The organism is Chromobacterium subtsugae (assembly GCF_035919665.1).
GTDB classification, from domain to species: domain Bacteria; phylum Pseudomonadota; class Gammaproteobacteria; order Burkholderiales; family Chromobacteriaceae; genus Chromobacterium; species Chromobacterium subtsugae.
This window is the reverse complement of sequence record NZ_CP142381.1, coordinates 3,828,171-3,851,786: the sequence shown is the minus strand read 5'-3', so window position 1 is coordinate 3,851,786 and position 23,616 is coordinate 3,828,171. Positions and strand designations below refer to the sequence as shown.

Genomic DNA, 23,616 nt, shown 5'->3' with positions numbered 1-23,616 from the left:
CCACGCCCATTCATGTCGTTGTCGTAGCAGCCATCTAAACTGAAGCGGGGCTGGCTGGGAATAGCCAGCGGGAAACAACGTATGTTAATTTTTTAACAACAGGCGGCGTGATTGGCGCGCTATTCGTGTGCAAACGCACAATGACCATCCGGATGCGACGATGTTCGACTGGAACGATGTCCGTTATTTTCTGGCGCTGCAGCGCAGCGGCAAACTGCTGGGCGCGGCGCGCCAGCTCGGCACCACCCACGCCACGGTGGCGCGCCACATCGCCGCGCTGGAGGCGGTGCTGGGCCAGCCGCTGTTCATCCAGCAGGCCGACGGCTACACGCTGACCGCCGCCGGCCGTCAGCTGCTGCCGCTGGCCGAAGCGCTGGAGAACACCGCTTCGCAGATGCTGGACAGCGGCTGCAAGGGGCATGCCGAAGTCAGCGGCGTGGTGAGGGTGGGCGCGCCGGAGGGGTTGGGCGCCTTATTTTTGGCGCGCCACATGCCGGCCTTGATGGCGCGGTATCCCGGGCTGGAGATCGATCTGGTGGCGGTGCCGCGCTTTGTCAGCATCACCAGCCGCGAGGTGGACATCGCCATCGCGCTGGAGCGGCCGCAGGCCAATCTGGTGGTGACGCGCAAGCTGACCAATTACTGCCTGGGCCTGTACGCGACGCCGGGCTATCTGGCCGGGCATCCGCCTATCGCCGAGCGCGAAGACCTGAACGGCCACGCCATCCTCGCCTATGTCGACGACCTGCTGTTCACCCGCGAATTGATGTACCACCACGGCCTGTGCCGCCATCCGCGCATGCCTTTGCGCAATACCAGCGTGGTGGCGCAAAAGGAGGCGGCGCTGGCGGGCGGCGGCATCGCGGTGCTGCCTTATTACATGGTTTACGACGATGCGCGGCTGGTGCAGGTTTTGCCGGAATTGCGCATCGTCCGTTCGTACTGGATCAGCGCGCGCAGCAACATCCGCCGCACGCTGCGCTACCGCGTGGTATGGGATTACGTGGTGGATTTGTGCCAGCGCATGCAATGGCTGCTGTTGCAACAGCCAACTCAGCAAAACGAATCAATCGATGCGGGATAAGCTCACTTCATGAGAACGCTCTATCGCAACGGCGGCCCGGATTCGCCGTATTTGTGGCGGATGCTGCGGGCGCTGGACTACCTGTGGCGCCATCTGGACGGGCCGCTGCCGCTGGAAAGGTTGGCGGAGGAGGCCTGCTTGTCGCCCTTTCACTTTCACCGCGTGTATCGCGGCCTGATGGCTGAAACGGTGGGAGAGACCCGGCAGCGGCTGTTGCTGCACCGCGCGGCCGGACAGTTGGACGGCGGCTCGCTGCCTTTGTCTAAGGTGGCGGCGCGCGCCGGCTACGGCGGCACCGCGGCCTTCGTCAGGGCCTTCGCCAGGGCTTACGGCGAGAGTCCGGGCCGCTACCGCCAGCGCAGAGCGTTCATTTCTAGGCAAGACTGGGAGACCGTGATGCATGAAGTGACATTGCTCAAACAGGATAAGGGGCTGACGGTGCTGATGCGCCGCCATGCCGGCAGTTATATGGAGATCGGCCAGGCCTTCGGCGCCTTGCAGGCCATCAGCCCGGCTTGCGCAGTCGGCGACGCGCCAGGCCGCGCATTCGGAATATATCTGGATGATCGGGAGCAGACGGAAGAGGCCAAGCTGCGCGCCATCGCCTGCGTGACGGTGCCGGATGCCTGGCAGGGGCGGCCGCTGCCGGATGGGTTTGAGTGGGGAGAGATTCCCGCCGGAGAGTACGCTTGCGTGACGCATCTGGGACCGTACGCGGAGCTGTCCACGGCCTGGTCCTGGTTGTACCGGCACTGGCTGCCCGGCAGCGGGCGCGCGCCCGGCGGCGTGCCGTGCGTGGAAGAATATTTGAATTCGCCGTACGACAATCCGCCCACCGCCTTGCGCACCCGGCTGATGTTGTCGCTGGCCTGACTGGCCGGCGCGCAAAAAAAGCCCGCGTTGCGCAACGCGGGCTTTTGTTCGACCAGGCGAAACCAGCTTAGCGGTCGACGTGGTAGTTCGGCGCTTCCTTGGTGATCTGCACGTCGTGGACGTGCGATTCGCGGATGCCGGCCGAAGTGATTTCGACGAACTGCGCCTTTTCGTGCAGGTCGGCGATGGTCGGGCAGCCCAGGTAGCCCATCGACGAGCGCAGGCCGCCCACCAACTGGTGGATCACCTGGCCGATCGGGCCCTTGTACGGCACGCGGCCTTCAATGCCTTCCGGCACGAATTTGTCGGCGGCGTTGGAGCTGTCCTGGAAGTAGCGGTCTGCCGAGCCCTGGCTCATCGCGCCCAGCGAGCCCATGCCGCGGTAGGACTTGTACGAACGGCCCTGGAACAGTTCCACCTCGCCCGGCGCTTCTTCGGTGCCGGCGAACATGCCGCCCAGCATCACCGCGTTGCCGCCTGCCGCCAGCGCCTTGGCGATGTCGCCGGAGAAGCGGATGCCGCCGTCGGCGATCATCGGCACGCCGGTGCCCTTCAGCGCTTCGGACACATTGTGGATGGCGGTCAGCTGCGGCACGCCCACGCCGGCCACGATGCGGGTGGTGCAGATCGAGCCGGGGCCGATGCCGACCTTGACGCCGTCGGCGCCGGCCTTGACCAGGTCCAGCGCCGCCTGGGCGGTGGCGATGTTGCCGCCGATCACGTCGACTTGCGGGTAGGTTTGCTTGACCCAGCGCACGCGGTCCAGCACGCCCTGGCTGTGGCCGTGGGCGGTGTCGACCACGATCACGTCGACGCCGGCCGCCACCAGCGCGGCTACGCGCGCCTCGGTGTCGGCGCCGGTACCGACGGCAGCGCCTACGCGCAGACGGCCTTGGCTATCCTTGTTGGCGTTCGGGTGTTCGCTGGTCTTGATGATGTCCTTGACCGTGATCAGGCCCTTCAGCTCCCAGGCATCGTTGATCACCAGCACGCGCTCCAGGCGGTGGGTGTGCATCAGCTCGCGGGCTTCGTCGATGCTGGCGCCTTCCTTGACGGTGATCAGGCGCTCGCGCGGGGTCATGATGGAGCCGACGGTCTGGTCCAGACGGGTTTCGAAGCGCAGGTCGCGGTTGGTGACGATGCCCACCACTTTGCCGGCTTCGATCACCGGCAGGCCGGAAATCTTGTATTGGCGGGTCAGCAGCACCAGGTCGCGCACCAGCATGTCCGGGGCGATGGTGATCGGATCCTTCACCACGCCGCTTTCATGGCGCTTCACCTTGGAGACCTCGGCGGCCTGTTTTTCGGCGTTCATGTTTTTGTGCACGATGCCGATGCCGCCTTCCTGCGCCATGGCGATGGCGAGGCGAGCTTCGGTCACGGTGTCCATGGCGGCGGAAACCAGCGGCAGCTTCAGCGTGATGTTGCGGGTGAACTGAGTGGTCAGGGTAACGTCGCGCGGAAGAACTTCCGAGTGGGCTGGGACGAGGAGAACGTCGTCGAAAGTATAGGCTTTCTCGATGATACGCATCTTCGCGTTTCCTTAGGCGGCAAAGCGGCATTATACCGAATCATGCGGCGCACTGCAAAAAGAGCGCGAAGATTCGCGCTTTTTGCGCGGCGCTGGGCCAGGCCTTACAATCGGCGGCACCGGGACCAAGCTTGGGGATGCCAATCATGCAGTCATCTATAGTATGGACGTTTTTGCTGGCATTGCTATTGCCGGGCGCCGCCGCGGCCGAGGTCTATACCTGGACCGACGCCAACGGCAAGACCGTGTATTCCGACCAGCCGCCGCCGCATGTCAACGCCCGCAAGCTGAATGTGCGCGCGCAGCGGCCAGCCGGCGCGTCGGCGCCGAAGGCGGAGAAGAAGGCCGACAGCAAGCCGGCCGCCAACAAGCAGGTGGCGTCCGACAACGCCGCCGTCGCCGCCGCCAATGCCAAGGTCAAAGCGCAGAACTGCAGCGCGGCGCAGGCCAATCTGGCCACTTTGCAGCAAAACGGCCGCATCCGCATGCCCGGTTCCACCGCGCTGGCCACCGACGCCCAGCGCAACGAGCTGATTCGTCAGGCCCAGAAGGATGTTCAAACCTGGTGCAATAAATAAGTGTCCAAACCCGAATTCGACTACCAGAACGTATTGCAGAACCTGCCGGCCTTGCCCGGCGTCTACCGGATGTTGGATGCCGAGGGCAAGGTGCTGTATGTCGGCAAGGCGATAGACCTGAAGCGCCGCGTCAGCTCGTATTTCCAGAAGAACGACCTGTCGCCGCGCATTCGGCTGATGGTGCGGCAGATCGCCAGCATAGAAACCACGGTCACCCGCTCCGAGGCCGAGGCGCTGATCCTGGAGAACAACCTGATCAAGGCGCTGGCGCCGCGCTACAACATCTTGTTCCGCGACGACAAGTCCTATCCCTACCTGATGCTGAGCGGGCACGATTTCCCGCAGATGGCTTATTACCGCGGCGAGCCGAAGAAGCCCAGCCAGTATTTCGGCCCTTATCCCAACGGCTACGCGGTGCGCGAAAGCATTCAGATCCTGCAGAAGGTGTTCCGGCTGCGCACCTGCGAGGACGCGGTGTTCGCCAACCGCTCCCGCCCCTGTCTGCTGTACCAGATCAAGCGCTGCTCCGGCCCGTGCGTCGAGCATATTTCCCGCGACGAATACGCGGCCGATGTCGCCAGCGCTGTGGCTTTTCTCAGCGGCAGGCAGAGCGAGCTGATAGAGGAGCTGAACCGGCGCATGATGGCGGCCGCCGACTCGATGGAGTTTGAACAGGCCGCCGAGCTGCGCGATCAGATCCAGGCGTTGTCGCGGGTGCAGGAAAAGCAGTTCGTCTCCAGCAACCAGAGCCAGCAGGATTGCGACGTGGTGGCCGCGGTGCTGAAGGATGGCATGCCTTGCGTCAATCTGGTGATGGTGCGCGGCGGCCGCCATCTGGGCGACAAGAGCAACTTCCCGGTGGGCGGCGAGGCCGATACCGCGCAGGAAATCCTGGAGGCTTTCCTGGCGCAGCATTATCTGACCGCCGGCGTGCCGCCGGCCTTGCTGGTGAACGGCCAATTGAGCGACGCTTTGCAGGAATTCCTGCAGCAGCAGGCCGGACGCAAACTGGCGATCGCCAGCAATCCGATAGGCGAGCGGCGAGTGTGGCTGGAAATGGCGGAGAAGAATGCCGAACTGGCCATCCTGCAGCGGCAGGGCAGCAAGGCCACCCAGACCCAGCGGCTGGCGAAGCTGAACGAGGCGCTGGAACTGGACGACGCCGGCCGTTTCGAATGCTTCGACATCAGCCACACCATGGGCGAAGCCACGGTCGCCTCTTGCGTGGTGTACGACAAGGGCGCGATGCAGCCGTCGGAATACCGCCGTTTCAACATCACCACCGCCAAGCCCGGCGACGATTACGCGGCGATGCGCGAAGTGCTGTCGCGCCGCTATGGCAAACTGGCGGACGGCGAAGGCAAACTGCCGGACGCGGTATTCATCGACGGCGGCAAGGGCCAGGTGGGGGTGGCGCTGGAGGTGCTGGCGGAACTGGGGCTGGCCTTGCCCATCGTCGGCATCGCCAAGGGCGAGGAGCGCAAGCCGGGTCTGGAAACGCTGATCCTGCCATACTTGGAAAAGACGTTACAATTGCGCCAGGACCATCCGGCGCTGCACCTGATCCAGACCGTGCGCGACGAGGCCCACCGCTTCGCCATCACCGGCCACCGCGCCCGGCGTGCCAAGGCGCGCACCGCCTCCACGCTGGAAGAGATACCCGGCATCGGAGCCAAGCGGCGCCAGCAGCTCTTGATGCGCTTCGGCGGTTTGCGCGGGGTGGCGGCGGCCAATGTCGATGATTTGTGCCAGGTGGAAGGCATCAGCAGGACGCTGGCGGAAAAGATCTACAATGCCCTGCATTGATTGAATGACTGAAAGCGGCGGGCTTCCCTGATTCAGGCTCGGGATGGCCGCCGGCGATGTTTACGAGCCTGATTGCGACAAGACCAAAACCAATGCCCTTCAATTTGCCGATATTCCTCACCTGGCTCCGGGTTGCCCTGATCCCGATCTGCGTGGCGGTATTTTTCCTGCCGGACTCCATTCTGTTGCTGCACAGCCGCAACGTTGTGGGGGCCGGCATTTTCGCATTGGCGGCCGCCACCGACTGGCTGGACGGCTATCTTGCCCGCAAGCTGGGGCAGACCTCGGCGTTCGGCGCCTTCCTCGATCCGGTGGCGGACAAGTTGATCGTGGCCGCCGCGCTGATCCTGCTGGTGCAGCTGGGCCGCACCGAGGGCTGGATGGCGATGATCATCATCGGCCGCGAGATCACCATCTCGGCGCTGCGCGAGTGGATGGCCGGCATGGGGACGCGCGGCAGCGTCGCGGTAGCTTATATCGGCAAGCTGAAAACCGCCGCGCAAATGCTGGCGATTACCCTGCTGCTGTACGATGGCGCGTTGATTCCGGGCCTGAATGCGCGAATCGCAGGAAATTTTTCCATGTATATCGCGGTGATTTTGACTTTATGGTCAATGGTTTACTATCTGCGCATGGCCGCCAAAGAGTTCGCCGGCAAAAAAATCGATGTTTGAAGTGTTGACAGGCCTGAATAAATCTCTATAATTCGCAGTCTCTCGCCGCTACTGACGAAGCAGCAGCGAGATGCAGTAGAAAGTTTTGCAAGTTTCAGCGGTGCGGGAATAGCTCAGTTGGTAGAGCGCAACCTTGCCAAGGTTGAGGTCGCGAGTTCGAGCCTCGTTTCCCGCTCCAAACAAATTTGCAAGCATGCGACGCGGGAATAGCTCAGTTGGTAGAGCGCAACCTTGCCAAGGTTGAGGTCGCGAGTTCGAGCCTCGTTTCCCGCTCCACCCCTTTCACTGCAGATTGTTTTATGCGACGCGGGAATAGCTCAGTTGGTAGAGCGCAACCTTGCCAAGGTTGAGGTCGCGAGTTCGAGCCTCGTTTCCCGCTCCATCTACAATCCAGGTTTTACCCATGCGGGAATAGCTCAGTTGGTAGAGCGCAACCTTGCCAAGGTTGAGGTCGCGAGTTCGAGCCTCGTTTCCCGCTCCAAATTTTTGTTGACCAGTTTATGCAAATTGGTTAGAGTTGCAAATGGCGGGGTAGCAAAGTGGTTATGCAGCGGATTGCAAATCCGTCTACGCCGGTTCGATTCCGACCCCCGCCTCCAAATTCAAGCCCGTAAATCTCAGGATTTACGGGCTTTTGTTATTTATTTCACAGAATCGTAGCAATCTCACAATTCTCCTGCCGCGCCACATTTGGCTTTGCCGTCTGGCGGCCGCTTATCCTGTTGGAAGGACCACGCTTTGCGCGGATTCCACCAGCAAGGGCAGTCGGGCCTGGCCGGTGTCGCCGCCGGGCGGAATCAGGAAGCAATCCAGGCCGTCCCGGCTGCCGTTTTCTTCTATCTGGCATTCCAATACATTGCTTACGTATAGCAGCACGGTCTTTTGCAGCGGCTGCAGTTCTTCGGATAGTTGCAGCAGAATGAAAGGATGGTAGCAGTCGTCCGCCTGGGCCTTGGCCTGCAAGCCGGCTTTGAGAAGCAGGCCGGCGATATGGTCGGCTCGATTGATGAGCTTCTGCTGGGCGTATATCGCGTCCAGCTGGCTGCGGTATTGATCGGCGGCTTTTCTTACCAGTTCGGCGTAAAGGCTCATCGCAATCTCCCGTGGCAATGAAGAAGCGGGCGCCGAATGGCTGTTTGGCAGGCGCTTTAGCTAGGTGTAGCTGGAAAAGCGGACGCGATGGACGGTCCGCTTGGCCAGTTTTCCCGGCATGGCGGGAGAAGGCCGGCGTCATAGCCGGGCGGCGGCCTGGATGATGGCGGCTTCGCGCTGGTCGCGCAGCGCGTCCAGCCTGGTCCTGGCCGCTGCGAGTATGGCTGGGCTGGCATCCTCGGGACGGCCGCCGGCCAAGGCGGTGGAGCGCTTGCGGGTCGAGGCCGCGCGCGGCGCGCTGGAAAGCGGTGAGGCTTCCTTGCAGCGCCTGGCGCGGCAATGCGGCTTCGGTGAGGTGGAGCGGATGCGGCGCAGCTTTCTGAGGATATTGGGCGCGCCGCCATCCGCGCTGAAACGGTAGGCGGTTGGCCTGCCTGGCGCGGAGTGCAAGTGCTTATTGTTTGACAATGATGGTTTTGATTGTGGCGCGGCGTGATGGAAATGAACATGAAGGATTTTCAGCGTGCCGGCCTCGGTAAGATATGGAATTCCATGCGATTTACCCGTTTTTCGTCGCCGGCATGCCGATCGAGGGGCTGAAGGCTCCGCAGATGTCGAGCATGCTGACCAGCATGTGAAATGGCGGGTGAGGATTGGGTTTTTATTTGAATAACATCGCGCAATATCTTTTGCGATCAAGTAAATAGTGTTTTATTGATAAAACATCAAGATGGACGAATAAAGTCGATGCGCATTTCCATTCTCATGGCATCACAATATTATTTCCTCTTAATACAGTGATTTTATGTTTTCGACATCCGTTGCCGGCAAGCTCGCCAGCCTGGGGCGTCGTTGACAGCGTTTTGCTTTGTCGATAAAGTGCTGGACTTTCTCGCAGTGGCCGAAGCTTTAAAATCAAGCTGTTGCCGCTGAACGAGAAGCCGCTGCCAGCGGCGCGGCTCGTGAAATCCCTCAGGATTGGCGATGCGCCCTGGCAATACGCGAATCCGCTGATTTTTCATGGATTTGCATTATTTAAAATGCATTGTCAGCATGGGCCCTCTGGGCTACAATCGCCTGCTCTGTTGGCCCCGGTGGTGAAATTGGTAGACACAAGGGACTTAAAATCCCTCGGCTTAGGCTGTGCCGGTTCGACCCCGGCCCGGGGCACCATCAATGGCGGAGCGCGTGGCTTTTCCTACGCGCATGGCGGATGGCGGCGTGAATCTCGCTGTATTAAAATGACATTACTCGCGACGCCTGTCGTCTAACTGGACAAGTGGCCGGTTGCATCACGCCTCTTGATTGGGCAGCATTTGCTGTCTTTGCATTAATGGATCTAGATAGAAGTTCATGAAGCCAAATACTGAAACGGCACTCGGTGCTGCTCTCAAGTCTGCTGTTCAAAGCCTGTCCAAGAAAAAGCAGACCGAGATGATCGCGGATCACATCTACGGCAAGTTCGACGTGTTTCGCCAGTTCCGGCCGCTGGCTCTGGGCATCCACGAGAGCCTGATCGCAGCCTTGTCGCAGTTCGAGCCGGCGCTGATTTCCCGCGTCGTCGCCAATCACTGCCGCAAGCCGCGCTACCTGAAATCGCTGGCCCGCGGCGGCAAGCGCTTCGACCTGAACGGCAAGCCGCAGGGCGAAGTCAGCGCCGAAGAAAAGCGCGCCGCCGAGCTGCAGATGCAACCGAAAAACCAGCCGGCGGCCGATGCCGCCGTTGCGGAGCCCGTTGCGGCTCAGGTCGAGATGTCCGCCGTAGCCGCGGAACAACCGGGCCAGGCCGAATCCTGATCGCCCCTCGATCCCGACAAAGCCCTGCGATATGCAGGGCTTTTTGCATTTCCGGCACTTGAAAACGCCTGGCCAGCCTCCATTTCACAGGCATTGCCAACCTCTTTTCATTGCCGACCATGAGTGCACAGAAAGAAACCCTGGGTTTTCAGACCGAAGTCAAACAACTGCTCAAGTTGATGATCCACTCCTTGTACTCCAACAAGGAAATCTTCCTGCGTGAACTGATCTCCAATGCCTCCGACGCCGCCGACAAGCTGCGTTTCGAGGGCCTGGCCAAGCCGGAGCTGTTCGAGAACGATGCCGAGCTGAAAATCCGCATCGGCTTCGACCAGGATGCCCGCACCCTCACCATCGCCGACAACGGCATCGGCATGAGCCGCGACGAAGTGGTGTCGCACATCGGCACCATCGCCAAGTCGGGCACCAAGGCCTTCTTCGAACAGCTGTCCGGCGACGAGAAAAAAGACGCCCATCTGATCGGCCAGTTCGGCGTGGGCTTCTATTCGGCCTTCATCGTCGCCGACAAGGTGACGCTGACCACCCGCCGCGCTGGCGAAACCGAAGCCGTCCGCTGGGAGTCGCAAGGCGAAGGCGAGTACACGCTGGAAACCGTGGAAAAGGCCGAACGCGGCACCGAGATCGTGCTGCACCTGAAGGAAGGCGAAGACGAGCTGCTGAACGACTGGAAGCTGAAGGGCATCGTCCGCAAGTATTCCGACCACATCTCCATCCCGATCGAGATGAAGAAGGGCAATAGCTACGGCGAAAACGGCGAAGTGATCGTCAGCGACGACATGGAGGCGGTCAACTCCGCTTCCGCGTTGTGGACCCGCGCCAAGAACGACATCAGCGACGAGCAGTACCAGGAATTCTACAAGCACGCCGCCCATGACTTCACCGAGCCGCTGGCCTGGAGCCATGCCCGCGTCGAAGGCCGCCAGGAATACACCGAGCTGTTGTACATCCCGTCGCGCGCGCCGTTCGACCTGTACGACCGCGAACGCAAGCAGGGCGTGAAGCTGTACGTGCGCCGCGTCTTCATCATGGAAGACACCGAAAAGCTGATGCCGCATTACCTGCGCTTCGTGCGCGGCGTGATCGACAGCAACGACCTGCCGCTGAACGTATCGCGCGAAATCCTGCAGGAAAGCAAGGACATCGACGCCATCCGCAATGGCTGCGTGAAGAAGGTGCTGGGCCTGCTGGAAGATCTGTCGGCCAACCAGCCGGAAAAATACGCCGCGTTCTGGAAGGAGTTCGGCCAGGTGCTGAAGGAAGGCGTAGGCGAAGACCACGCCAACAAGGAGCGCATCGCCAAGCTGCTGCGTTTCACTTCCACCGCGTCGGAAGGCAGCGAGCCGACGGTATCGCTGGCCGACTACATCGGCCGGATGAGAGAAGGCCAGGACAAGATCTACTACATCACCGCCGACACGCTGGCCGCCGCCAAGAACAGTCCGCACCTGGAAGTGTTCAAGAAGAAGGGCGTGGAAGTGCTGCTGCTGGTCGACCGCGTCGACGAGTGGGTGACCGGCTCGCTGTTCGAATTCGACGGCAAGGCGCTGCAGTCGGTGGCCAAGGGCGCGCTGGATTTGGGCGCGCTGGAGGACGAAGCCGACAAGGAAGCGCAGAAGCAGGTGGAAGAGGCGTCCAAGCCGGTGGTGGATAAGGTGCAAAAGGCGCTGGGCGAGCAGGTGAAGGAAGTGCGCGCCACCGCCCGTCTGACCGAGAGCCCGGCATGCCTGGTGGCGGGCGAGCATGACATGAGCGCCCATCTGGAGCGGATGCTGAAGGCCGCCGGCCAGAAGGTGGAAGGCAGCAAGCCGACGCTGGAGATCAACCCGGAGCACGTGCTGGTGAAAAAGCTGGCCGGCGAAACCGACGAGGCCCGCGCCGCCGACTTGGCCCAGGTGCTGTACGACCAGGCGCTGCTGGCCGAAGGCGGCAAGCTGGAAGACCCTGCCTCCTTCGTCAAGCGCATCAACAAGCTGATGCTGGAGCTGTCGGCCTGAGTCAGGCTGAGCCGGAATGACAGGCAAACCGCCCTTGCGAGGGCGGTTTTTTATTGCCATTGTCCTAAGGTGGGAATTTCCCAAGCGGGTCGCGGAGGACGAAATGAGCGAGATCAGAGCCTTGCCTGGCGCATACCCTTGCCTGTGCTACGACGACGCGGTGGCGGCGCTGGCGTGGCTGGAGCGGGTGTTCGGTTTCCAGCGCCGTTTCGCGGCGATCGAGAACGGCCGGGTTCATCATTCGGAACTGAGCCTGGGCAACGCGGTGGTCATGGTGTCCAGCCCCAATCCCGACCGCAACTGGATCGGCGCCGGCAGCCTGCCTGGCCTCGCCCAGGCGCTATGCGTTTACGTGGCGGATCCGGCCGCGCATTACGCGCGCGCCAGCGCGCAAGGCGCGGAAATCGTGCAGGGGCTGAAAAAAGAGGATTACGGCGCGCACGGTTATCTGGCGCGCGATCTGGAAGGCCAGCAATGGTATTTCAGCGATTATCTGCCGGGCGAATACTGGGAATCCTGAACCGTTGATGCGGCGGCATCCGCGTCATGGCATCATGCCGTTTTCATTACGGGAGCGAGCGATGCCCGCGCTGTTGAAATTCGCCACCGCCGAGCCGCTGCTGCTGCTGATAGACATGCAGCAGGCGGTGGATCACCCCAGCTGGGGGCCGCGCAACAATCCGCAGGCGGAGCAGGTGTGCGCCAAGCTGCTGGCCGCCTGGCGCGAACGCGGCCTGCCTATCATCCATATCCGCCACGACTCCACCGAGCCCGACTCCACTTTCCGGCCGGATCGGCCCGGCCACGCCTTCAAGACGGAAACCTTGCCGCTGGCGGGCGAAACCGTGGTCGCCAAGCAGACCAACAGCGCCTTCATCGGCACCGGCCTGGAGGCCATGCTGCGCGAGCGCGGCTGGCGGGAGCTGGTGGTGGCCGGCGTCAGCACCAGCAACTCGGTCGAGGCGACGGTGAGGATGGCCGGCAATCTCGGGTTTGCGGTCAGCCTGGTCGAGGATGGCTGCTTCGCCTTCGACAAGACCGACTGGCAGGGAAGGCCGCGCCGCGCGGAGGAGGTGCATGCGATGAGCCTGGCCAATCTGCACGGCGAATACTGTCGGGTGTGCGCCAGCGCCGACGCGCTGGCCGCGCTTGGTAATAATGCCGAGGCCGGCCTGTCGTAAGCGCCATGCCAAAAGGCTAAGATGCGCACCCTGTCCGATTTGTCATTGTCATTATGCTGAAATTGACTGCCTCCCGCGATTCGGCTCCCGGAGCGGAGATGGATCTCCATGGTTTGGGCGGCGAGCTGCGCCGGCTGTCCGGGCTGGAGACGGCTGAAGCGGCGGCCGCGCTGCTGCGCCTGCTGGCGCGCTGGGAAGAGGCGGCGCCCAATACCGCCGCGCTGCGCGCATTGCTGCTGGCTGGCGTGGATTTGCAGCGGCGCAGCGAAGACGCCGGCGGCCATGGCGCTTTGACCTGCCCGTTGTGGCGGCGGCTGCATGAGGCGTGCAAACGCTTGGCGGCAGCGGCCGGCGCGCAGCCGGCCGGCTTGTTCGATCATGGCAGGCCGCAGCAGGAGGCGCTGGCGCTGGCTTTTTCCAGCGCCTGGCAATCGCTGCGCGCCCACGTTCTCGGCTATTCGCCTTTGTGCGCCGGGTTTTGGCGCGATTGCCACCGCCTGTTCGCCATGGCGGGCCAGCGCGGCTGGGAGCGGCGCGCGCCCGGAGACGGCGCCGTCGCGCTGGGCGATTGGTACCGGCGCTTGCTGTTACTGGGCATGAGCGCCAGCAACCGGCTGGATGCCCAGCGCCAGCATCTGCTGCTGGACTGGGTGGAAACATGCGGTTCCGCCTTGAAACTGACGCCTTGGCGCGGCGAAGCGCCGGAACAGCCCTGCTGGCTGGTGCCGGCAGAGGCAGACATGCCCGGACGCTTCGTCGATGGCGAAAGAGAGGCGCCGGGCGACGCGCGCTGGCTGGCAGATGCCGGCCCCGCGCTGGAGCGTCTGCGCGGGCAAGCGGAACGGCGCCGGCAGCAGCTGGGCATGGTCGAATGGCAGATGCTTGCGCGGCTGGAAGCGGAGTGGCGCAGTCCGCCGCAACGCCGGCATCCGCGGCTGAACCAGCGCAACGGCCAGCGGGTGGCCTTGCTGGCGGGCTTCGATGCTTGCTGGCGTCTGGCGCGGGCAGGGCTGCCGCCGGACGCCGCAGAGGCGGCGGATCTGTTGCTGGGCAATCTGAGCGCGTCCGGCATGCGGCTGTGCGGCGATTTCGGCCCGCAGGAGGTGCAGGCCGGCAGCATCGCGATGGTCAAGCGCCGCGGTTTCGGCTGGCAGCTGGGCCTGGTGCGCTGGATCAGCCTGCCGGGCGGCGAGCAGCCGGCCGAGTGCGGGATAGAGTTCGTCGGCAAGCGGCCGATGGCGGTGGAGGCGGCGGCGGTGACCAGCCACCCGGACGGCGGCATGGAAAACGGCCTGCTGCTGCATGGCGAACGCGATTTCCGCCAGCGCGGCGTGCTGGCGCTGGCCGGGCGGCGCTATCAGGCGATGCGGCAGTTCAAGGTGCGCGGCGCCGGCGGCGAATGGCTGGTGCGGGCGCAACGGCTGCTGCAGCAGACCGGTAGCTGCCAGCTGATCGAGGTGCGGCTGGAGGAAACGCTGGCGCGCCGCGACGCCGCATCATGAGCGCGCGGGATCGCGGTAGGGATAACACATCCGCTGGCTGCCGTCGTTTTGGCGGCAGTGGATGCTGATGATCCTGCCGTTGGCCAGGTCCGCCTGCACCGCGAAGGCCGCTTCGTCGCTGGCAAAGCCCAGGCGGCCGCGCGGCGGGGCGATCAGGCGGAAACGGTAGCGGCCGTCGCCGCCGTCGCGGTCGGCGGCGAAGCGCAACGCTTCCCGATGCCCCAGCTCCCGTTCGATGATGCGGCGGCTGACTTCTTCGATCTCGCGCTTGCGCCAGAAGTGGCGGCGGTCCGGCTCCGCCGGCCGCGGCTGATCGGCGGCAAGCTCGGCGACGCCGGGCGCGGAATCGGTGTGGCAGCCGGCCAGCAGGCTCAGCAGGAAAAACAGGCAGGGCAGAAGTGGCGGTTTGTGTGGCGGCACGCTGGCGTTGTCTGAAGGGAAAGCCTGTTGGTGCGCGCGGCGGATGAAAAGTTCAACCGCCGCGCGCGGCGCTAGCTGGTATCCTTGTCGCCATGAATGCCGTGCCCGATACCCCCGCGTCCGCCGATGGCCCCGATTTCCAGCTGACCGCGCCCGAACTGCCGCCCAGCGTGCCGATCGCCCATGTGTTCGGCCAGCCGGTGCTGGAAGTGCCGCAAGACCTGTTCATCCCCCCCGACGCGCTGCAGGTGATCCTGGAAAGCTTCGAAGGCCCGCTGGATCTGCTGCTCTACCTGATCCGCAAGCAAAACCTCGATGTGCTGAACATTCCGATGGCGGCCATCACCGTCCAGTACATGTCCTATATCGACGTGATGCAGCAGGGCCGGCTGGAGCTGGCGGCGGAATACCTGCTGATGGCGGCGCTGCTGATCGAAATCAAATCGCGGCTGCTGCTGCCGCGCCCGCAACTGGACGAAGAGGGCGAGCCGGACGACCCGCGCGCCGAACTGGTGCGCAGGCTGCTGGAGTACGAGCAGATGAAGCTGGCGGCGCTGGAGCTGGACAAGATCCCGCAGGCCGACCGCGATTTCGCCTGGCTGGCGGTGCTGGTGGAGCAGTCGGCCGAGCAGCGGCTGCCCGATGTCAGCGCCGGCGATCTGCGCCAGGCCTGGATGGCCATCCTGTCGCGCGCCAAACACCACCGCCACCACAAGGTGGAAAAGGACGAGTTGTCGGTGCGCGAGCAGATGAGCTGGATCCTGCGCTATCTGGATGGCCGCGAATACGTGCCGTTCGAGGAGCTGTTCGACATCGCCAAGGGCGTCGCCCACCTGGTGGTCAATTTCATCGCCGTGCTGGAACTGGTGAAGGAGGGGCTGGTGAAGGTGAGCCAGGATGCGCCGTACCAGCCCATCTATGTGCGGATCGCGCTGGCGTGAGCCGGATCCGATTGGTCCTGGCCCAGCAGCCCGCGCCGGAAGACGCCTCCCGCCGCATGCCGCTGCTGCGGCAGTGGTGCGGCGAAGCGGCGGCGGCGGGCGGCCATCTGCTGCTATTGCCCGAGCTGTGGTCTACCGGCTACGCGCCGGAGAAAATGCATGAGGTCCACGCCTGGGATGACGATGCGCCGGACTTGGACGGCGTCGCCCGGCTGGCCGCCGATTTTGGGCTCGCCATCGGCTTCACGTATCTCGCCCGCCGCGGCGGCGCGCTGCGCAACCGCTTGCGCCTCTATGGCGCCGACGGCCGGCTGGCGCTGCAATACGACAAGGTCCACATCTGCGGCTTCACCGACGGCGCCGAAACCGCGCTGCAAGGCGGCGACGGCTTCGTCTGCGCCGATATCGCGCTGGGCGGCGAAACGGTGCGCGTCGGCGCGATGATCTGTTTCGACCGCGAATTTCCCGAGGCCGGCCGCGCGTTGATGCGGCAAGGGGCGGAATTGGTGCTGGCGCCCAATGCCTGCCCGATGCGGGACGATGCCGAGCTGGGCGACGCGCGCCTGCAGCAGCTGCGCGGCCGGGCGCTGGAAAACCGCTTCGCCGTCGCGCTGTGCAATTACCCGGCGCCGCAATACGATGGCGGCAGCGGTTTGATCGACGCGCGCGGCCGCCTGCTGGCCTTGGCGGGAAGCGAGCCGGCCTTAACGTTGGCCGAGCTGGACCTGGCGGCTTTGCGCCGCTGGCGCGCCGAGCAGGACGAAGTGTGGGGAGAGGCCGCCTTGCGGCCGGACTGCTACCGCTGAGCGGCGATCATGTCTTTGTCATCGCCGTGCTATGATTTGCGGCAATGGCCCATTGCGGAGATGAGGATATGGCGCAGCATCAAGCGGAAGTGATCTGGCGGCGCGGCGAGCAGGATTTCCTGGACCGCCGCTACAGCCGCAAGCATGTGTTGAAGTTCGACGGCGGCGCTCAGGTGGCCGGATCGTCGGCGCCGCAAGTGGTGCCGCCGCCGTATTCCGACCCGGCCGCGGTGGACCCGGAAGAGGCTTTCATCGCCGCCTTGTCCAGCTGCCACATGCTGTGGTTTCTGGATATCGCCGCCCGCGCCGGTTTCCGCGTCGACGAATACCATGACGTCGCCGTCGGCGAGATGGGCAAGAACGAGGCCGGAAAGGCCTGGGTGGCCAGGGTGACGCTGCAGCCCGGCGTCTCGTTTTCCGGCGACAGATTGCCGACGGCCGAGCAGTTCGAGCAGCTGCATCACGCCGCCCATGCCGAATGCTTCATCGCGCATTCGGTGAAGACCGAAGTGCTGTGCCGGCCCCGGCTGGCCTGATTGCGGAGATTCCCATGAAAAAACTGTTGATCCTGCTGACGCTGCTGTTGGGCAGCGCCGCCGCGCTGGCCGGCGATTGGCCGTACGACGAAAAGGCCGACGCCCAGGCGGAATTGCGGCAGACTCTGGCGGCCGCGCAGCAAAGCCATCTGCCGGTGCTGCTGATCCTGGGCGCCAACTGGTGTGAGGACTGCCGCGCGCTGGACGCGGCGCTGAAAAGCGGGAAGAGCGCCGAACTGATCGCGCGCGCCTTCAAGGTGGTGAAGGTGGATGTCGGCAATTTCGACCATAACCTCGACATCGACGCCGCTTACGGCCACCCGATCGCCAAGGGCATTCCGGCCGCGGTGGTGCTGTCGCCCGACAACAAGGTGCTTTACGCCACCCGCGCCGGCGAACTGGCCGACGCGCGCCGGATGAGCGAAACCGGCATTTATGAATTTTTCGAACGGGTCAGCCGTCAGGCCGCGCAGTAAGACGGTGGCGTTCGACGATACTTTTCGCCTTAGCGCCCACGCGGTGATCACCGACGCCGCCGGGCGGGTGCTGCTGCTGAAGGCGACCTAGCCTGGGGTCTGCCGGGAGGCGCGCTGGAACCAGGCGAAACCATTCATGAATGCGTGGCGCGCGAGTGCCGCGAGGAACTGGGTTGGGAAGTGTCGCCGCGCTATCTGAGCGGCGTCTATTACCACAGCGCCTACCATTCGCAGGCCTTCGTATTCCGCTGCGAGGCGCCGGCGGGCGCGGAGCCCAGCCTGAGCGCCGAGCATTCGGCCTGGCGCTATTTCGCGCTGGACGAGCTGGGCGCGGTGCAGCGCCGCCGGGTGGAAGACTGCCTGAACTACGCCGGCGCGGCGGTCAGCGGCCGCTTCTAAGCGCTCAGGCGCTCCAGTTCACCCAGCCGGTTTGCCAACTGGCCAGCACGATCAGGCCGAAGGCGATGCGGTACCAGGCGAATACCGCGAAGCTGTGTGTGGAGATGAAGCGCAGCAGCGCGCGGATGGCCAGGAAGGCGAACACGAAGGATGCGGCGAAGCCGACGGCGAACACGCCGATATCGTCGGCGCTGAGCGCGTCGCGGTGCTTGAAGAGGCTGTACAGCGAGGCGGCGCCCAGCGTCGGGATGCCGAGGAAGAAGGAAAACTCGGTAGCCGCCTTGCGCGACAGGCCGAGGAACAGCCCGCCGATGATGGTGGCGCCGGAGCGGCTGGTGCCCGGTATCAGCGCCAGGCACTGGCACAGGCCCACTTTCAGCGCGTCTTTCAGGCTCAGATCGTCCACCGTTTCCACCGCTATCTTATGTTCGCGCCTCTCCGCCCACAGAATGATCAGGCCGCCGACGATGAAGGCGATGGCCACGCACACCGGGTTGAACAGCGCGGCCTTGATCTGCTTGGAAAACAGCAGCCCGGCGATGGCGGCCGGGATGAAGGCGATGACGATGCCGAGCAGCAGGTTGCGCTCGCCGCCTGGACGTGCCGCGCCGGCCACGGTGCGGCCTATTTTGGCGCGGTATTCCCACACCACCGCCAGCATCGCGCCCAGCTGGATGAAAATCTCATAGACGTCGCGCTTGTCCTTGTCGAGGAAATCCAGCAGGTCGCCGGCGAGGATCAGGTGGCCTGTGGACGAGATGGGCAGGAATTCGGTGATGCCTTCCACCAGGCCCATGATCAGGGAATGCAACAGCAGGATGGGGTCCATTGCGCGCTCGCGGGGATGAGAGTGGCGCGATTATAAATGCAAATGGCAAAAATCGGGCGGTTTGTGCTGGGCAGTCTCCTCTGATCGCGCAAATGTTGCGGGAAAAACGATGCCGCGCCTAAGGGCGCGGCGTAAAGAGGAGAGCATTGTGATTTACAGCCGGAAGCGGGTGGTCACGTTTTGCAGATTGGCGGACAGCGTGCTCAGCTGGCTGGAGGTGGTGGCCAGTTCCTGCACGGTGGCGTTGTTTTCCTCGGCCATCCGCGACACTTTTTCCATGTCCTGCGCCAGGCTCAGGCTGGTGCTGCGCTGTTCGGTCAGCGCGCCGGTGATGCTGTGGATGGTGCGCATGATGGTGTCGGCGCTGTTTTCTATCTCGCGCATCGAGTGCGAGGCCTGCTCGGCGGTGCCGGACACGCCTTCCACGCAGTCCAGGCTCTGGCCCATGCTGTGCACCACCTGGCCGACGCCTTGCTGGATCGAGCCTATCATCGTGGTGATTTCCTGCGCCGAGGTGGTGGTGCGCTCGGCCAGCTTGCGCACTTCGTCGGCCACCACCGCGAAGCCGCGGCCCATCTCGCCTGCTCGCGCCGCTTCTATCGCCGCGTTCAAGGCCAGCAGATTGGTCTGATCGGCGACGTCGCGGATCACCGTGACGATATTGCCTATCTGCTGCACTTCCTTGGTCAGGCTGTTCATCTGCTTGGCGGTGTCGTCTACCGAGGTAGTGACGAAGCGTATCTTGCCCACCGACTCCAGCACTTCGCTGCCGCCGCGGTTGGCCAGCTGGCCGGCGGTCTGCGCCTGCTCGGATGCTTCGCTGGAATTGTCGGCCACCTGGTTGATGCTGACCGTCAGCTGTTCGATCGAGGCGGCGGCGGAGGTGGTGGCTTCCGCCTGGGTCTGGGCGCCGGTGGCCACCTGCTGCGCCATGCCGGACAAGGCGCGCGCCGAATCCGACACCTGGTGGGCGTTCTCCTGGATGCTCAGCACCACCGCGCGCAGGCCCTCGCGCATTTCCTGGATGTCGCGGGCGATGACCATGGCTTCGTCGCGCGCGTCGGGGATCGGTTCGGAGACGCCGGACAAATCGCCTTCGCGGATCTGATGCACCAAGCTGGCCGACTTGCGCAGCGGCGAGGTGATCAGGTCGGAGATGAACAGCGCGACGGCGATGGCAAGCAATAGCGAAACCAGAGCGGTGGTGAGCAGGATGTTGATCGCCTGCTGGCTGGAGTCCTGCGCGATGTCCATCGATTTTTCCAGCCGGCCCTGCTGCCGTTCGCGCAGCGATTGCAGCGCAGAGATGAAGGCGTTGTTGGCCGGCGCGAACTTGCCGTCCAGCAGCTCGCGCGCGGCGTCGCTCTGGTGGCTGCGCATCAGCGCGTACAGCGGTTCGAACAATGGGCGTTGCTGGTTTTGGGCATCGCGGATCTTGGCGAACAGCGCGCGGCCTTCGGGTTGGCCCAGCAGCGGCTCCATCTTGTCCAGATCGGCCTGGTTGGCGGCGCGGATGGCGTCGACATTGCGGATGTGGCGCTCTATGGCCTGGGGATCGCGGGCCAACACGCCGTCGCGCACTTCGCGGCCGATTTGCAGCAGGTTGAGCGACAGGCGGTTGGACAGCACGATCTTGGGATAGCGGTCCTCCTTGATCTCGCTGACATTGTTCTGGATGGTGACCAGCTTGCTATAGGCGATGAGAACCACGGCGCAGAGCAGCAGGATCAGCAAGGCGAAGCCGCTGAGAAGTTTTTGGCGCACGGTAAGCTGATGCAGCATGCGTGTCTCCCGAGTGCATTGCGTAATTACATATAAATAGTTCTAGATCATCGCATTGTGGAAGTTCATACGCATAAACGCGTATCGGGAGCGGGGGAGGAGCCGGCGGCGGCCGGCTCCGGAGGGGGTCAGGCTTGCAGCGAAGCCTGCAGGCTGGCCGCGTAGTCGGCTACCTGTTGCAGCAGCTGCCGTTGGGCGGCGGAAAGGTCGGATGCCTGCAACGCCGCCAGCTCCTCATGGAAGGCCGGGGCGGCGCGCTGGAGGCGTTCCCGGCACCACTGCCGCCAGCGCGCCTGATCGGCGCCGGACAGCGTGGCGGGGAAGTTGCGGGCGCGGTAGCGGAACAACAGCTCGGTGAGCTGCGGATCTTCGAACAGCCCCATTTCGCCGGCCAGTTGCAGCGCCGACAGCCGGCGCATTTTCTGCAACACCTTGCGGTCGTTGTTGGAAACGAAGCCGCCGTACAGGTTTTCGTCGACGTCGCGCGCTTCGCCGGCTTCGCGCTGGAACACCCCGCGCCACAGCGGCGCGAGGTCGGGCAGCGCGCGCGCGGCTTCAGCGTGGCGCGCGATGGCGGCCATGTCCACGCCCCAGCGCTCGGCGCGTTCCGCGCTCAGCACTTTGAGGTTGGCCACCACGAACGGCGACTTGTTGATGTGTATGGTCTTGATCGGCAGCCGCGCCACGCCTTCGGGCAGGTCTTCGCCGCGGCTGAATAGCCGTTGGCGCATGGCTTCCGCCGTCAGGCCGCGCAGCTCGGCCGGGTCGTGCGCCAGGTCCCAGACGATGACTTCGTTGGCGTTGGTCGGGTGGGCCGCCAGCGGCCAGACCACGGCCAGGTTGCCGCGTTCGGCGCCGTACATGCCGGAGATGTGCAGCACCGGCTTCGGGGCGTGCAGCGATAGCTGGACCTTGACCGCGTCTTTCTTGCGCAGCGTCAGGTAGTAGTCGAACAGCTTGGGCTGGCGCTGGCGGATCAGCCGCGCCAGCGCGATGGTGGCGCGCACGTCGGACAGCGCGTCGTGGGCGGCATCGTGCGCCAGGCCGTTGGCGGCCGACAGGTGCTCCAGCTTGAAGCTGGTCCGGCCATCCTCGTGTTCGGGCCAGACGATGCCTTCCGGGCGCAGCGCATAGGTGGCGCGCACCAGATCCAGCAAGTCCCAGCGGCCGCAATGGTTCTGCCATTCGCGCGCGTAGGGGTCGATCAGATTGCGCCAGAACAGGAAACGGGTGACTTCGTCGTCGAAACGCAGCGAATTGTAGCCGACGCCGATGGTGCCGGGGGTAGCCAGCTCCCGTTCGATCACGCCGGCGAATTCGTGCTCGTCGACGCCGCGCTGCTGGCACAGCTGCGGGGTGATGCCGGTGAGCAGGCAGGCCTGCAGCGTCGGCAGGTAGTCGGGCGCCTGCCGGCAGTACAGCATCACCGGCTCGCCGATTTCGTTCAGTTCGGCGTCGGTGCGGATGCCGGCGAATTGGGACGGCCTATCCCGGCGCGGCACGGCGCCGAAGGTTTCGTAGTCGTGCCAGAAGAATGTGTGATTGGACATGGGCGGGGCGGCGTACGGTGAAGCCGCCATTGTCGCATCGCCGCCGCCGGTTCGGCCAGCCGGACGGGCTTATTCCATCCAGGCCGGCTTACGCATTTCGATCAGGGCGAGCATGCCTTCGCGGCCTTCGTCGCTCATCCGCACCGTCAGGCTGTGCTCTATGCACTGCTGCATCACCTGCGGCGTGATGTCGTGCTGGCCGATCTCGCCTATCAGGTGCTTGGCGGCGCGCATCGCCGCCGGGCTGTTGAGCAGCAACTGGCCCTGCATGTGTTCGACCGCCGCGTCCAGCTCGTCGTTTTCCACCACCTGGTGGATCAGGCCCAGCCGCTTGGCCTTGCCGGCGTTGAAGCGCTCGGCGCTGATGCAGTAGCGGCGGGTGGGGCGTTCGCCTATCGCGCGGATCAGGTAGGGCGCGGCCAGCGCCGGAATCTGGCCGAAGCGGACATCGGACAGGCTGAACAGCGCTTCGGACACGCTGATGGCGATGTCGCAACAGGCCACCAGCGCCATGCCCAGGCCGAAGGCCGAGCCCTGCACTCTGGCCAGCGTGGGCTTGGGCAGGGTGTCCAGGGTGTGCAGCAGGCGGGCGGTCTGCTGCGCGTAGCGGTTGAGCTCGCTGGCGGAAAACTGCGACAGCCGGCGCAGCCAATCGGGGTCGTGTCCGGCGGAGAAGCTGATGCCCTGGCCGGTCAGCACCACCGCCCGCACGTCGTTGTCCTCGGCCAGGGTTTCCAGCGTGGCGGCCAAGAGGCTGATGGTTTCGTCGTCCAGCGCGTTGTGCAGGTCGGCGCGGTTCAGCGTGACGGTGGCCACGCCCTGTTTGTTGACGCTCAGCAATACGGCTTCGTTGCCCATGAGTTCTCCCCCTGATGGATGGCCGCGTCAGCGCGGGCTGAATTGAATGATGCCGCGGGCGAAAGCCTCCACGGCTTCGATGTGCAGTACATGGCCGGCGCCGGGAAGGATTTCCAGTTCGGCGTCCGGAATCAGACTGTGCAGCAGCCTGGCCTGGTACAAGGGCGTCAGCCGGTCTTCGTCTCCGACCAGAATATGCACCGGTAGTTGCAGCTCGGGCAGCCAGGTGCGGGCATCGTGCTGGCGCACGCCGTCGATCAGGCGGATCACCGCGTCCCAGTCCACCATGCCGGCCAGCATTTTCAGATCGTCCAGCATCGCGGCGTTGCTGGCCAGAAAGCGGCTGGAAAACAGCCAGGGAATGCTGACCTGGTAGCGCAGGTCCAGTCCGCCTTGTTGATTGGCGGCGATCCAGCTGTCGCCGATATGGCCGTTGACGCTGTCGGCCCAGGCCAGCGTGCCGGCGAGAAACAGCCGGCTGGCTCGTTCCGGGTGGCGATGGACGAAGTGCTGCGCCACCATGCCGCCGTAGGACAGGCCCACCAGGTAGACCTGTTCTATCCCCAGCAGCTCCAGCAGGGCGGCGGCGAGGTCGGCCTGCTCTGTCAATTGGTAGTACTCGGCCGGCGGATGGTCGCTCTGGCCCTGGCCGAGAAAATCCATCCGCAGCAGGCGGAAGTGGGGCTCCAGCTGCGGCAGCATCAGCGTCCAGCCCACCGTGGACATGGTGATGCCGTTGAACAGCAGCAGCGTCTGGCCGCCATGGCCGCTTTCCTCATAGTACACCTGGCGTCCGTCTATCTGGGCGTACGGCATGGCAAGCTCCTGTTTCTGGCTGCGGTGCTATTCATTCTAGAACCCGTCCGGCATCGCTGAACAGGTGGGG

At 64.2% G+C, this 23,616-nt stretch carries 23 protein-coding genes, 6 tRNA genes and 1 pseudogene; 22 read left to right on the top strand and 8 right to left on the bottom strand.

The genetic code is table 11. The features are described from left to right. The first annotated feature begins 127 nt into the window (after window positions 1–127). Both U6115_RS18280 and U6115_RS18275 read left to right on the top strand, forming a co-directional pair. A complete protein-coding gene (locus U6115_RS18280; protein ID WP_230623368.1) occupies window positions 128–1,084 on the top strand; it encodes a LysR family transcriptional regulator in 957 nt (318 codons plus the stop codon). Between the two features lie 9 nt (window positions 1,085–1,093). Then, a complete protein-coding gene (locus U6115_RS18275; RefSeq protein ID WP_043575553.1) occupies window positions 1,094–1,957 on the top strand; it encodes an AraC family transcriptional regulator in 864 nt (287 codons plus the stop codon). Window positions 1,958–2,024: 67 nt separating this feature from the next. Here U6115_RS18275 and guaB read toward each other — a convergent pair whose 3' ends face one another. Next, entirely contained in the window at window positions 2,025–3,488 is a 1,464-nt protein-coding gene (gene guaB / locus U6115_RS18270) for an IMP dehydrogenase (protein WP_043575552.1), read from the bottom strand. Between the two features lie 146 nt (window positions 3,489–3,634). Here guaB and U6115_RS18265 point away from each other — a divergent pair, with 146 nt between their 5' ends. From U6115_RS18265 to U6115_RS18230, 8 genes are all read left to right on the top strand, one after another. Then, window positions 3,635–4,066 (top strand): DUF4124 domain-containing protein, encoded by a 432-nt coding sequence (locus U6115_RS18265; protein ID WP_052258074.1) that lies wholly within the window; start codon window positions 3,635–3,637, stop codon window positions 4,064–4,066. After that, window positions 4,067–5,872, top strand: coding sequence for an excinuclease ABC subunit UvrC (uvrC, locus tag U6115_RS18260; protein WP_043575551.1), 1,806 nt, complete (start codon window positions 4,067–4,069; stop codon window positions 5,870–5,872). A gap of 92 nt (window positions 5,873–5,964) precedes the next feature. Then, entirely contained in the window at window positions 5,965–6,546 is a 582-nt protein-coding gene (gene pgsA / locus U6115_RS18255; protein WP_043575550.1) for a CDP-diacylglycerol--glycerol-3-phosphate 3-phosphatidyltransferase, read from the top strand. 102 nt (window positions 6,547–6,648) lie between these two features. Next, a tRNA-Gly gene (locus U6115_RS18250) sits at window positions 6,649–6,724 on the top strand. 22 nt (window positions 6,725–6,746) lie between these two features. Beyond that, window positions 6,747–6,822, top strand: a tRNA-Gly gene (locus U6115_RS18245). 30 nt (window positions 6,823–6,852) lie between these two features. Next, window positions 6,853–6,928 (top strand) — tRNA-Gly (locus tag U6115_RS18240). A 23-nt stretch (window positions 6,929–6,951) separates the two neighbouring features. Continuing rightward, window positions 6,952–7,027, top strand: a tRNA-Gly gene (locus tag U6115_RS18235). 44 nt (window positions 7,028–7,071) lie between these two features. Then, window positions 7,072–7,145 (top strand) — tRNA-Cys (locus U6115_RS18230). 115 nt (window positions 7,146–7,260) lie between these two features. On the opposite strand, the gene U6115_RS18225 is transcribed toward U6115_RS18230, so the two are convergent. Then, window positions 7,261–7,638, bottom strand: coding sequence for a hypothetical protein (locus tag U6115_RS18225; RefSeq protein ID WP_043575548.1), 378 nt, complete (start codon window positions 7,636–7,638; stop codon window positions 7,261–7,263). A gap of 100 nt (window positions 7,639–7,738) precedes the next feature. Between U6115_RS18225 and U6115_RS18220 the strand changes: the two genes are divergently transcribed. From U6115_RS18220 to U6115_RS18190, 7 genes are all read left to right on the top strand, one after another. Then, window positions 7,739–8,059, top strand: a complete 321-nt coding sequence (locus U6115_RS18220; RefSeq protein ID WP_043575546.1) for a helix-turn-helix domain-containing protein — start codon at window positions 7,739–7,741, stop codon at window positions 8,057–8,059. 667 nt (window positions 8,060–8,726) lie between these two features. Then, window positions 8,727–8,811, top strand: a tRNA-Leu gene (locus U6115_RS18215). 180 nt (window positions 8,812–8,991) lie between these two features. Continuing rightward, window positions 8,992–9,435: a ProQ/FINO family protein gene (locus U6115_RS18210; protein ID WP_043575544.1), complete on the top strand. Its 444-nt coding sequence runs from the start codon at window positions 8,992–8,994 to the stop codon at window positions 9,433–9,435. A 119-nt stretch (window positions 9,436–9,554) separates the two neighbouring features. Continuing rightward, window positions 9,555–11,450 (top strand): molecular chaperone HtpG, encoded by a 1,896-nt coding sequence (gene htpG / locus U6115_RS18205; protein WP_043575541.1) that lies wholly within the window; start codon window positions 9,555–9,557, stop codon window positions 11,448–11,450. 103 nt (window positions 11,451–11,553) lie between these two features. Further along, the gene (locus U6115_RS18200) at window positions 11,554–11,970 is read left to right on the top strand and encodes a VOC family protein (RefSeq protein ID WP_043575539.1); all 417 of its coding nucleotides are present in this window, start codon (window positions 11,554–11,556) and stop codon (window positions 11,968–11,970) included. Between the two features lie 61 nt (window positions 11,971–12,031). Then, window positions 12,032–12,631, top strand: coding sequence for a cysteine hydrolase family protein (locus U6115_RS18195; RefSeq protein WP_047238473.1), 600 nt, complete (start codon window positions 12,032–12,034; stop codon window positions 12,629–12,631). A gap of 98 nt (window positions 12,632–12,729) precedes the next feature. Next, window positions 12,730–14,133, top strand: coding sequence for a hypothetical protein (locus U6115_RS18190; protein WP_047238472.1), 1,404 nt, complete (start codon window positions 12,730–12,732; stop codon window positions 14,131–14,133). Here the strand turns inward: U6115_RS18190 and U6115_RS18185 are convergent. Continuing rightward, window positions 14,128–14,553 (bottom strand): hypothetical protein, encoded by a 426-nt coding sequence (locus U6115_RS18185; protein ID WP_043575535.1) that lies wholly within the window; start codon window positions 14,551–14,553, stop codon window positions 14,128–14,130. The two genes, U6115_RS18190 and U6115_RS18185, sit on opposite strands and share 6 nt — an antisense overlap. A gap of 101 nt (window positions 14,554–14,654) precedes the next feature. On the opposite strand from U6115_RS18185, the gene U6115_RS18180 reads away from it, so the two are divergent. The 5 genes and pseudogenes from U6115_RS18180 to U6115_RS18160 form a co-directional block, all read left to right on the top strand. Beyond that, window positions 14,655–15,494 carry a segregation and condensation protein A gene (locus U6115_RS18180; RefSeq protein WP_369816059.1) on the top strand — a complete coding sequence of 280 codons (840 nt, stop codon included), beginning with the start codon at window positions 14,655–14,657 and terminating at the stop codon, window positions 15,492–15,494. Then, on the top strand, window positions 15,491–16,300 hold the full coding sequence (locus U6115_RS18175) for a carbon-nitrogen hydrolase family protein (protein ID WP_146008452.1): 810 nt from the start codon (window positions 15,491–15,493) through the stop codon (window positions 16,298–16,300). The genes U6115_RS18180 and U6115_RS18175 overlap by 4 nt, the downstream gene beginning before the upstream one ends. Before the next feature lie 68 nt (window positions 16,301–16,368). After that, complete coding sequence (locus U6115_RS18170; protein WP_043575532.1) at window positions 16,369–16,836, top strand: OsmC family protein; 468 nt, start codon at window positions 16,369–16,371, stop codon at window positions 16,834–16,836. Window positions 16,837–16,850: 14 nt separating this feature from the next. Continuing rightward, window positions 16,851–17,312, top strand: a complete 462-nt coding sequence (locus U6115_RS18165; RefSeq protein WP_043575530.1) for a thioredoxin family protein — start codon at window positions 16,851–16,853, stop codon at window positions 17,310–17,312. Window positions 17,313–17,390: 78 nt separating this feature from the next. Continuing rightward, window positions 17,391–17,711, top strand: a pseudogene (locus U6115_RS18160) (NUDIX hydrolase); the annotation flags it as partial. Window positions 17,712–17,715: 4 nt separating this feature from the next. Here U6115_RS18160 and U6115_RS18155 read toward each other — a convergent pair. The 5 genes from U6115_RS18155 to U6115_RS18135 all read right to left on the bottom strand — a co-directional run bounded on the left by U6115_RS18155 (window position 17,716) and on the right by U6115_RS18135 (window position 23,546). Continuing rightward, on the bottom strand, window positions 17,716–18,540 hold the full coding sequence (locus U6115_RS18155) for an undecaprenyl-diphosphate phosphatase (protein ID WP_043575528.1): 825 nt from the start codon (window positions 18,538–18,540) through the stop codon (window positions 17,716–17,718). Between the two features lie 153 nt (window positions 18,541–18,693). After that, a complete protein-coding gene (locus U6115_RS18150; protein WP_043575526.1) occupies window positions 18,694–20,322 on the bottom strand; it encodes a methyl-accepting chemotaxis protein in 1,629 nt (542 codons plus the stop codon). Between the two features lie 128 nt (window positions 20,323–20,450). Next, entirely contained in the window at window positions 20,451–21,872 is a 1,422-nt protein-coding gene (gene sbcB, locus U6115_RS18145) for an exodeoxyribonuclease I (RefSeq protein WP_043575524.1), read from the bottom strand. 69 nt (window positions 21,873–21,941) lie between these two features. Continuing rightward, window positions 21,942–22,730 carry an enoyl-CoA hydratase-related protein gene (locus U6115_RS18140; RefSeq protein ID WP_043575522.1) on the bottom strand — a complete coding sequence of 263 codons (789 nt, stop codon included), beginning with the start codon at window positions 22,728–22,730 and terminating at the stop codon, window positions 21,942–21,944. A 27-nt stretch (window positions 22,731–22,757) separates the two neighbouring features. Next, a complete protein-coding gene (locus tag U6115_RS18135) occupies window positions 22,758–23,546 on the bottom strand; it encodes an alpha/beta fold hydrolase (protein ID WP_043575520.1) in 789 nt (262 codons plus the stop codon). Between the last annotated feature and the right edge of the window lie 70 nt (window positions 23,547–23,616).

What these genes read in the sequence shown, in the direction of transcription:
- U6115_RS18275 (WP_043575553.1), top strand. Translation starts at nt 1,094, where the DNA reads ATGAGAACGCTCTATCGCAACGGCGGCCCGGATTCGCCGTATTTGTGG.
- guaB (WP_043575552.1), bottom strand. Translation starts at nt 3,488, where the DNA reads ATGCGTATCATCGAGAAAGCCTATACTTTCGACGACGTTCTCCTCGTC.
- U6115_RS18265 (WP_052258074.1), top strand. Translation starts at nt 3,635, where the DNA reads ATGCAGTCATCTATAGTATGGACGTTTTTGCTGGCATTGCTATTGCCG.
- pgsA (WP_043575550.1), top strand. Translation starts at nt 5,965, where the DNA reads ATGCCCTTCAATTTGCCGATATTCCTCACCTGGCTCCGGGTTGCCCTG.
- U6115_RS18225 (WP_043575548.1), bottom strand. Translation starts at nt 7,638, where the DNA reads ATGAGCCTTTACGCCGAACTGGTAAGAAAAGCCGCCGATCAATACCGC.
- U6115_RS18210 (WP_043575544.1), top strand. Translation starts at nt 8,992, where the DNA reads ATGAAGCCAAATACTGAAACGGCACTCGGTGCTGCTCTCAAGTCTGCT.
- htpG (WP_043575541.1), top strand. Translation starts at nt 9,555, where the DNA reads ATGAGTGCACAGAAAGAAACCCTGGGTTTTCAGACCGAAGTCAAACAA.
- U6115_RS18200 (WP_043575539.1), top strand. Translation starts at nt 11,554, where the DNA reads ATGAGCGAGATCAGAGCCTTGCCTGGCGCATACCCTTGCCTGTGCTAC.
- U6115_RS18195 (WP_047238473.1), top strand. Translation starts at nt 12,032, where the DNA reads ATGCCCGCGCTGTTGAAATTCGCCACCGCCGAGCCGCTGCTGCTGCTG.
- U6115_RS18190 (WP_047238472.1), top strand. Translation starts at nt 12,730, where the DNA reads ATGGATCTCCATGGTTTGGGCGGCGAGCTGCGCCGGCTGTCCGGGCTG.
- U6115_RS18170 (WP_043575532.1), top strand. Translation starts at nt 16,369, where the DNA reads ATGGCGCAGCATCAAGCGGAAGTGATCTGGCGGCGCGGCGAGCAGGAT.
- U6115_RS18165 (WP_043575530.1), top strand. Translation starts at nt 16,851, where the DNA reads ATGAAAAAACTGTTGATCCTGCTGACGCTGCTGTTGGGCAGCGCCGCC.
- U6115_RS18155 (WP_043575528.1), bottom strand. Translation starts at nt 18,540, where the DNA reads ATGGACCCCATCCTGCTGTTGCATTCCCTGATCATGGGCCTGGTGGAA.
- U6115_RS18150 (WP_043575526.1), bottom strand. Translation starts at nt 20,322, where the DNA reads ATGCTGCATCAGCTTACCGTGCGCCAAAAACTTCTCAGCGGCTTCGCC.
- sbcB (WP_043575524.1), bottom strand. Translation starts at nt 21,872, where the DNA reads ATGTCCAATCACACATTCTTCTGGCACGACTACGAAACCTTCGGCGCC.
- U6115_RS18140 (WP_043575522.1), bottom strand. Translation starts at nt 22,730, where the DNA reads ATGGGCAACGAAGCCGTATTGCTGAGCGTCAACAAACAGGGCGTGGCC.
- U6115_RS18135 (WP_043575520.1), bottom strand. Translation starts at nt 23,546, where the DNA reads ATGCCGTACGCCCAGATAGACGGACGCCAGGTGTACTATGAGGAAAGC.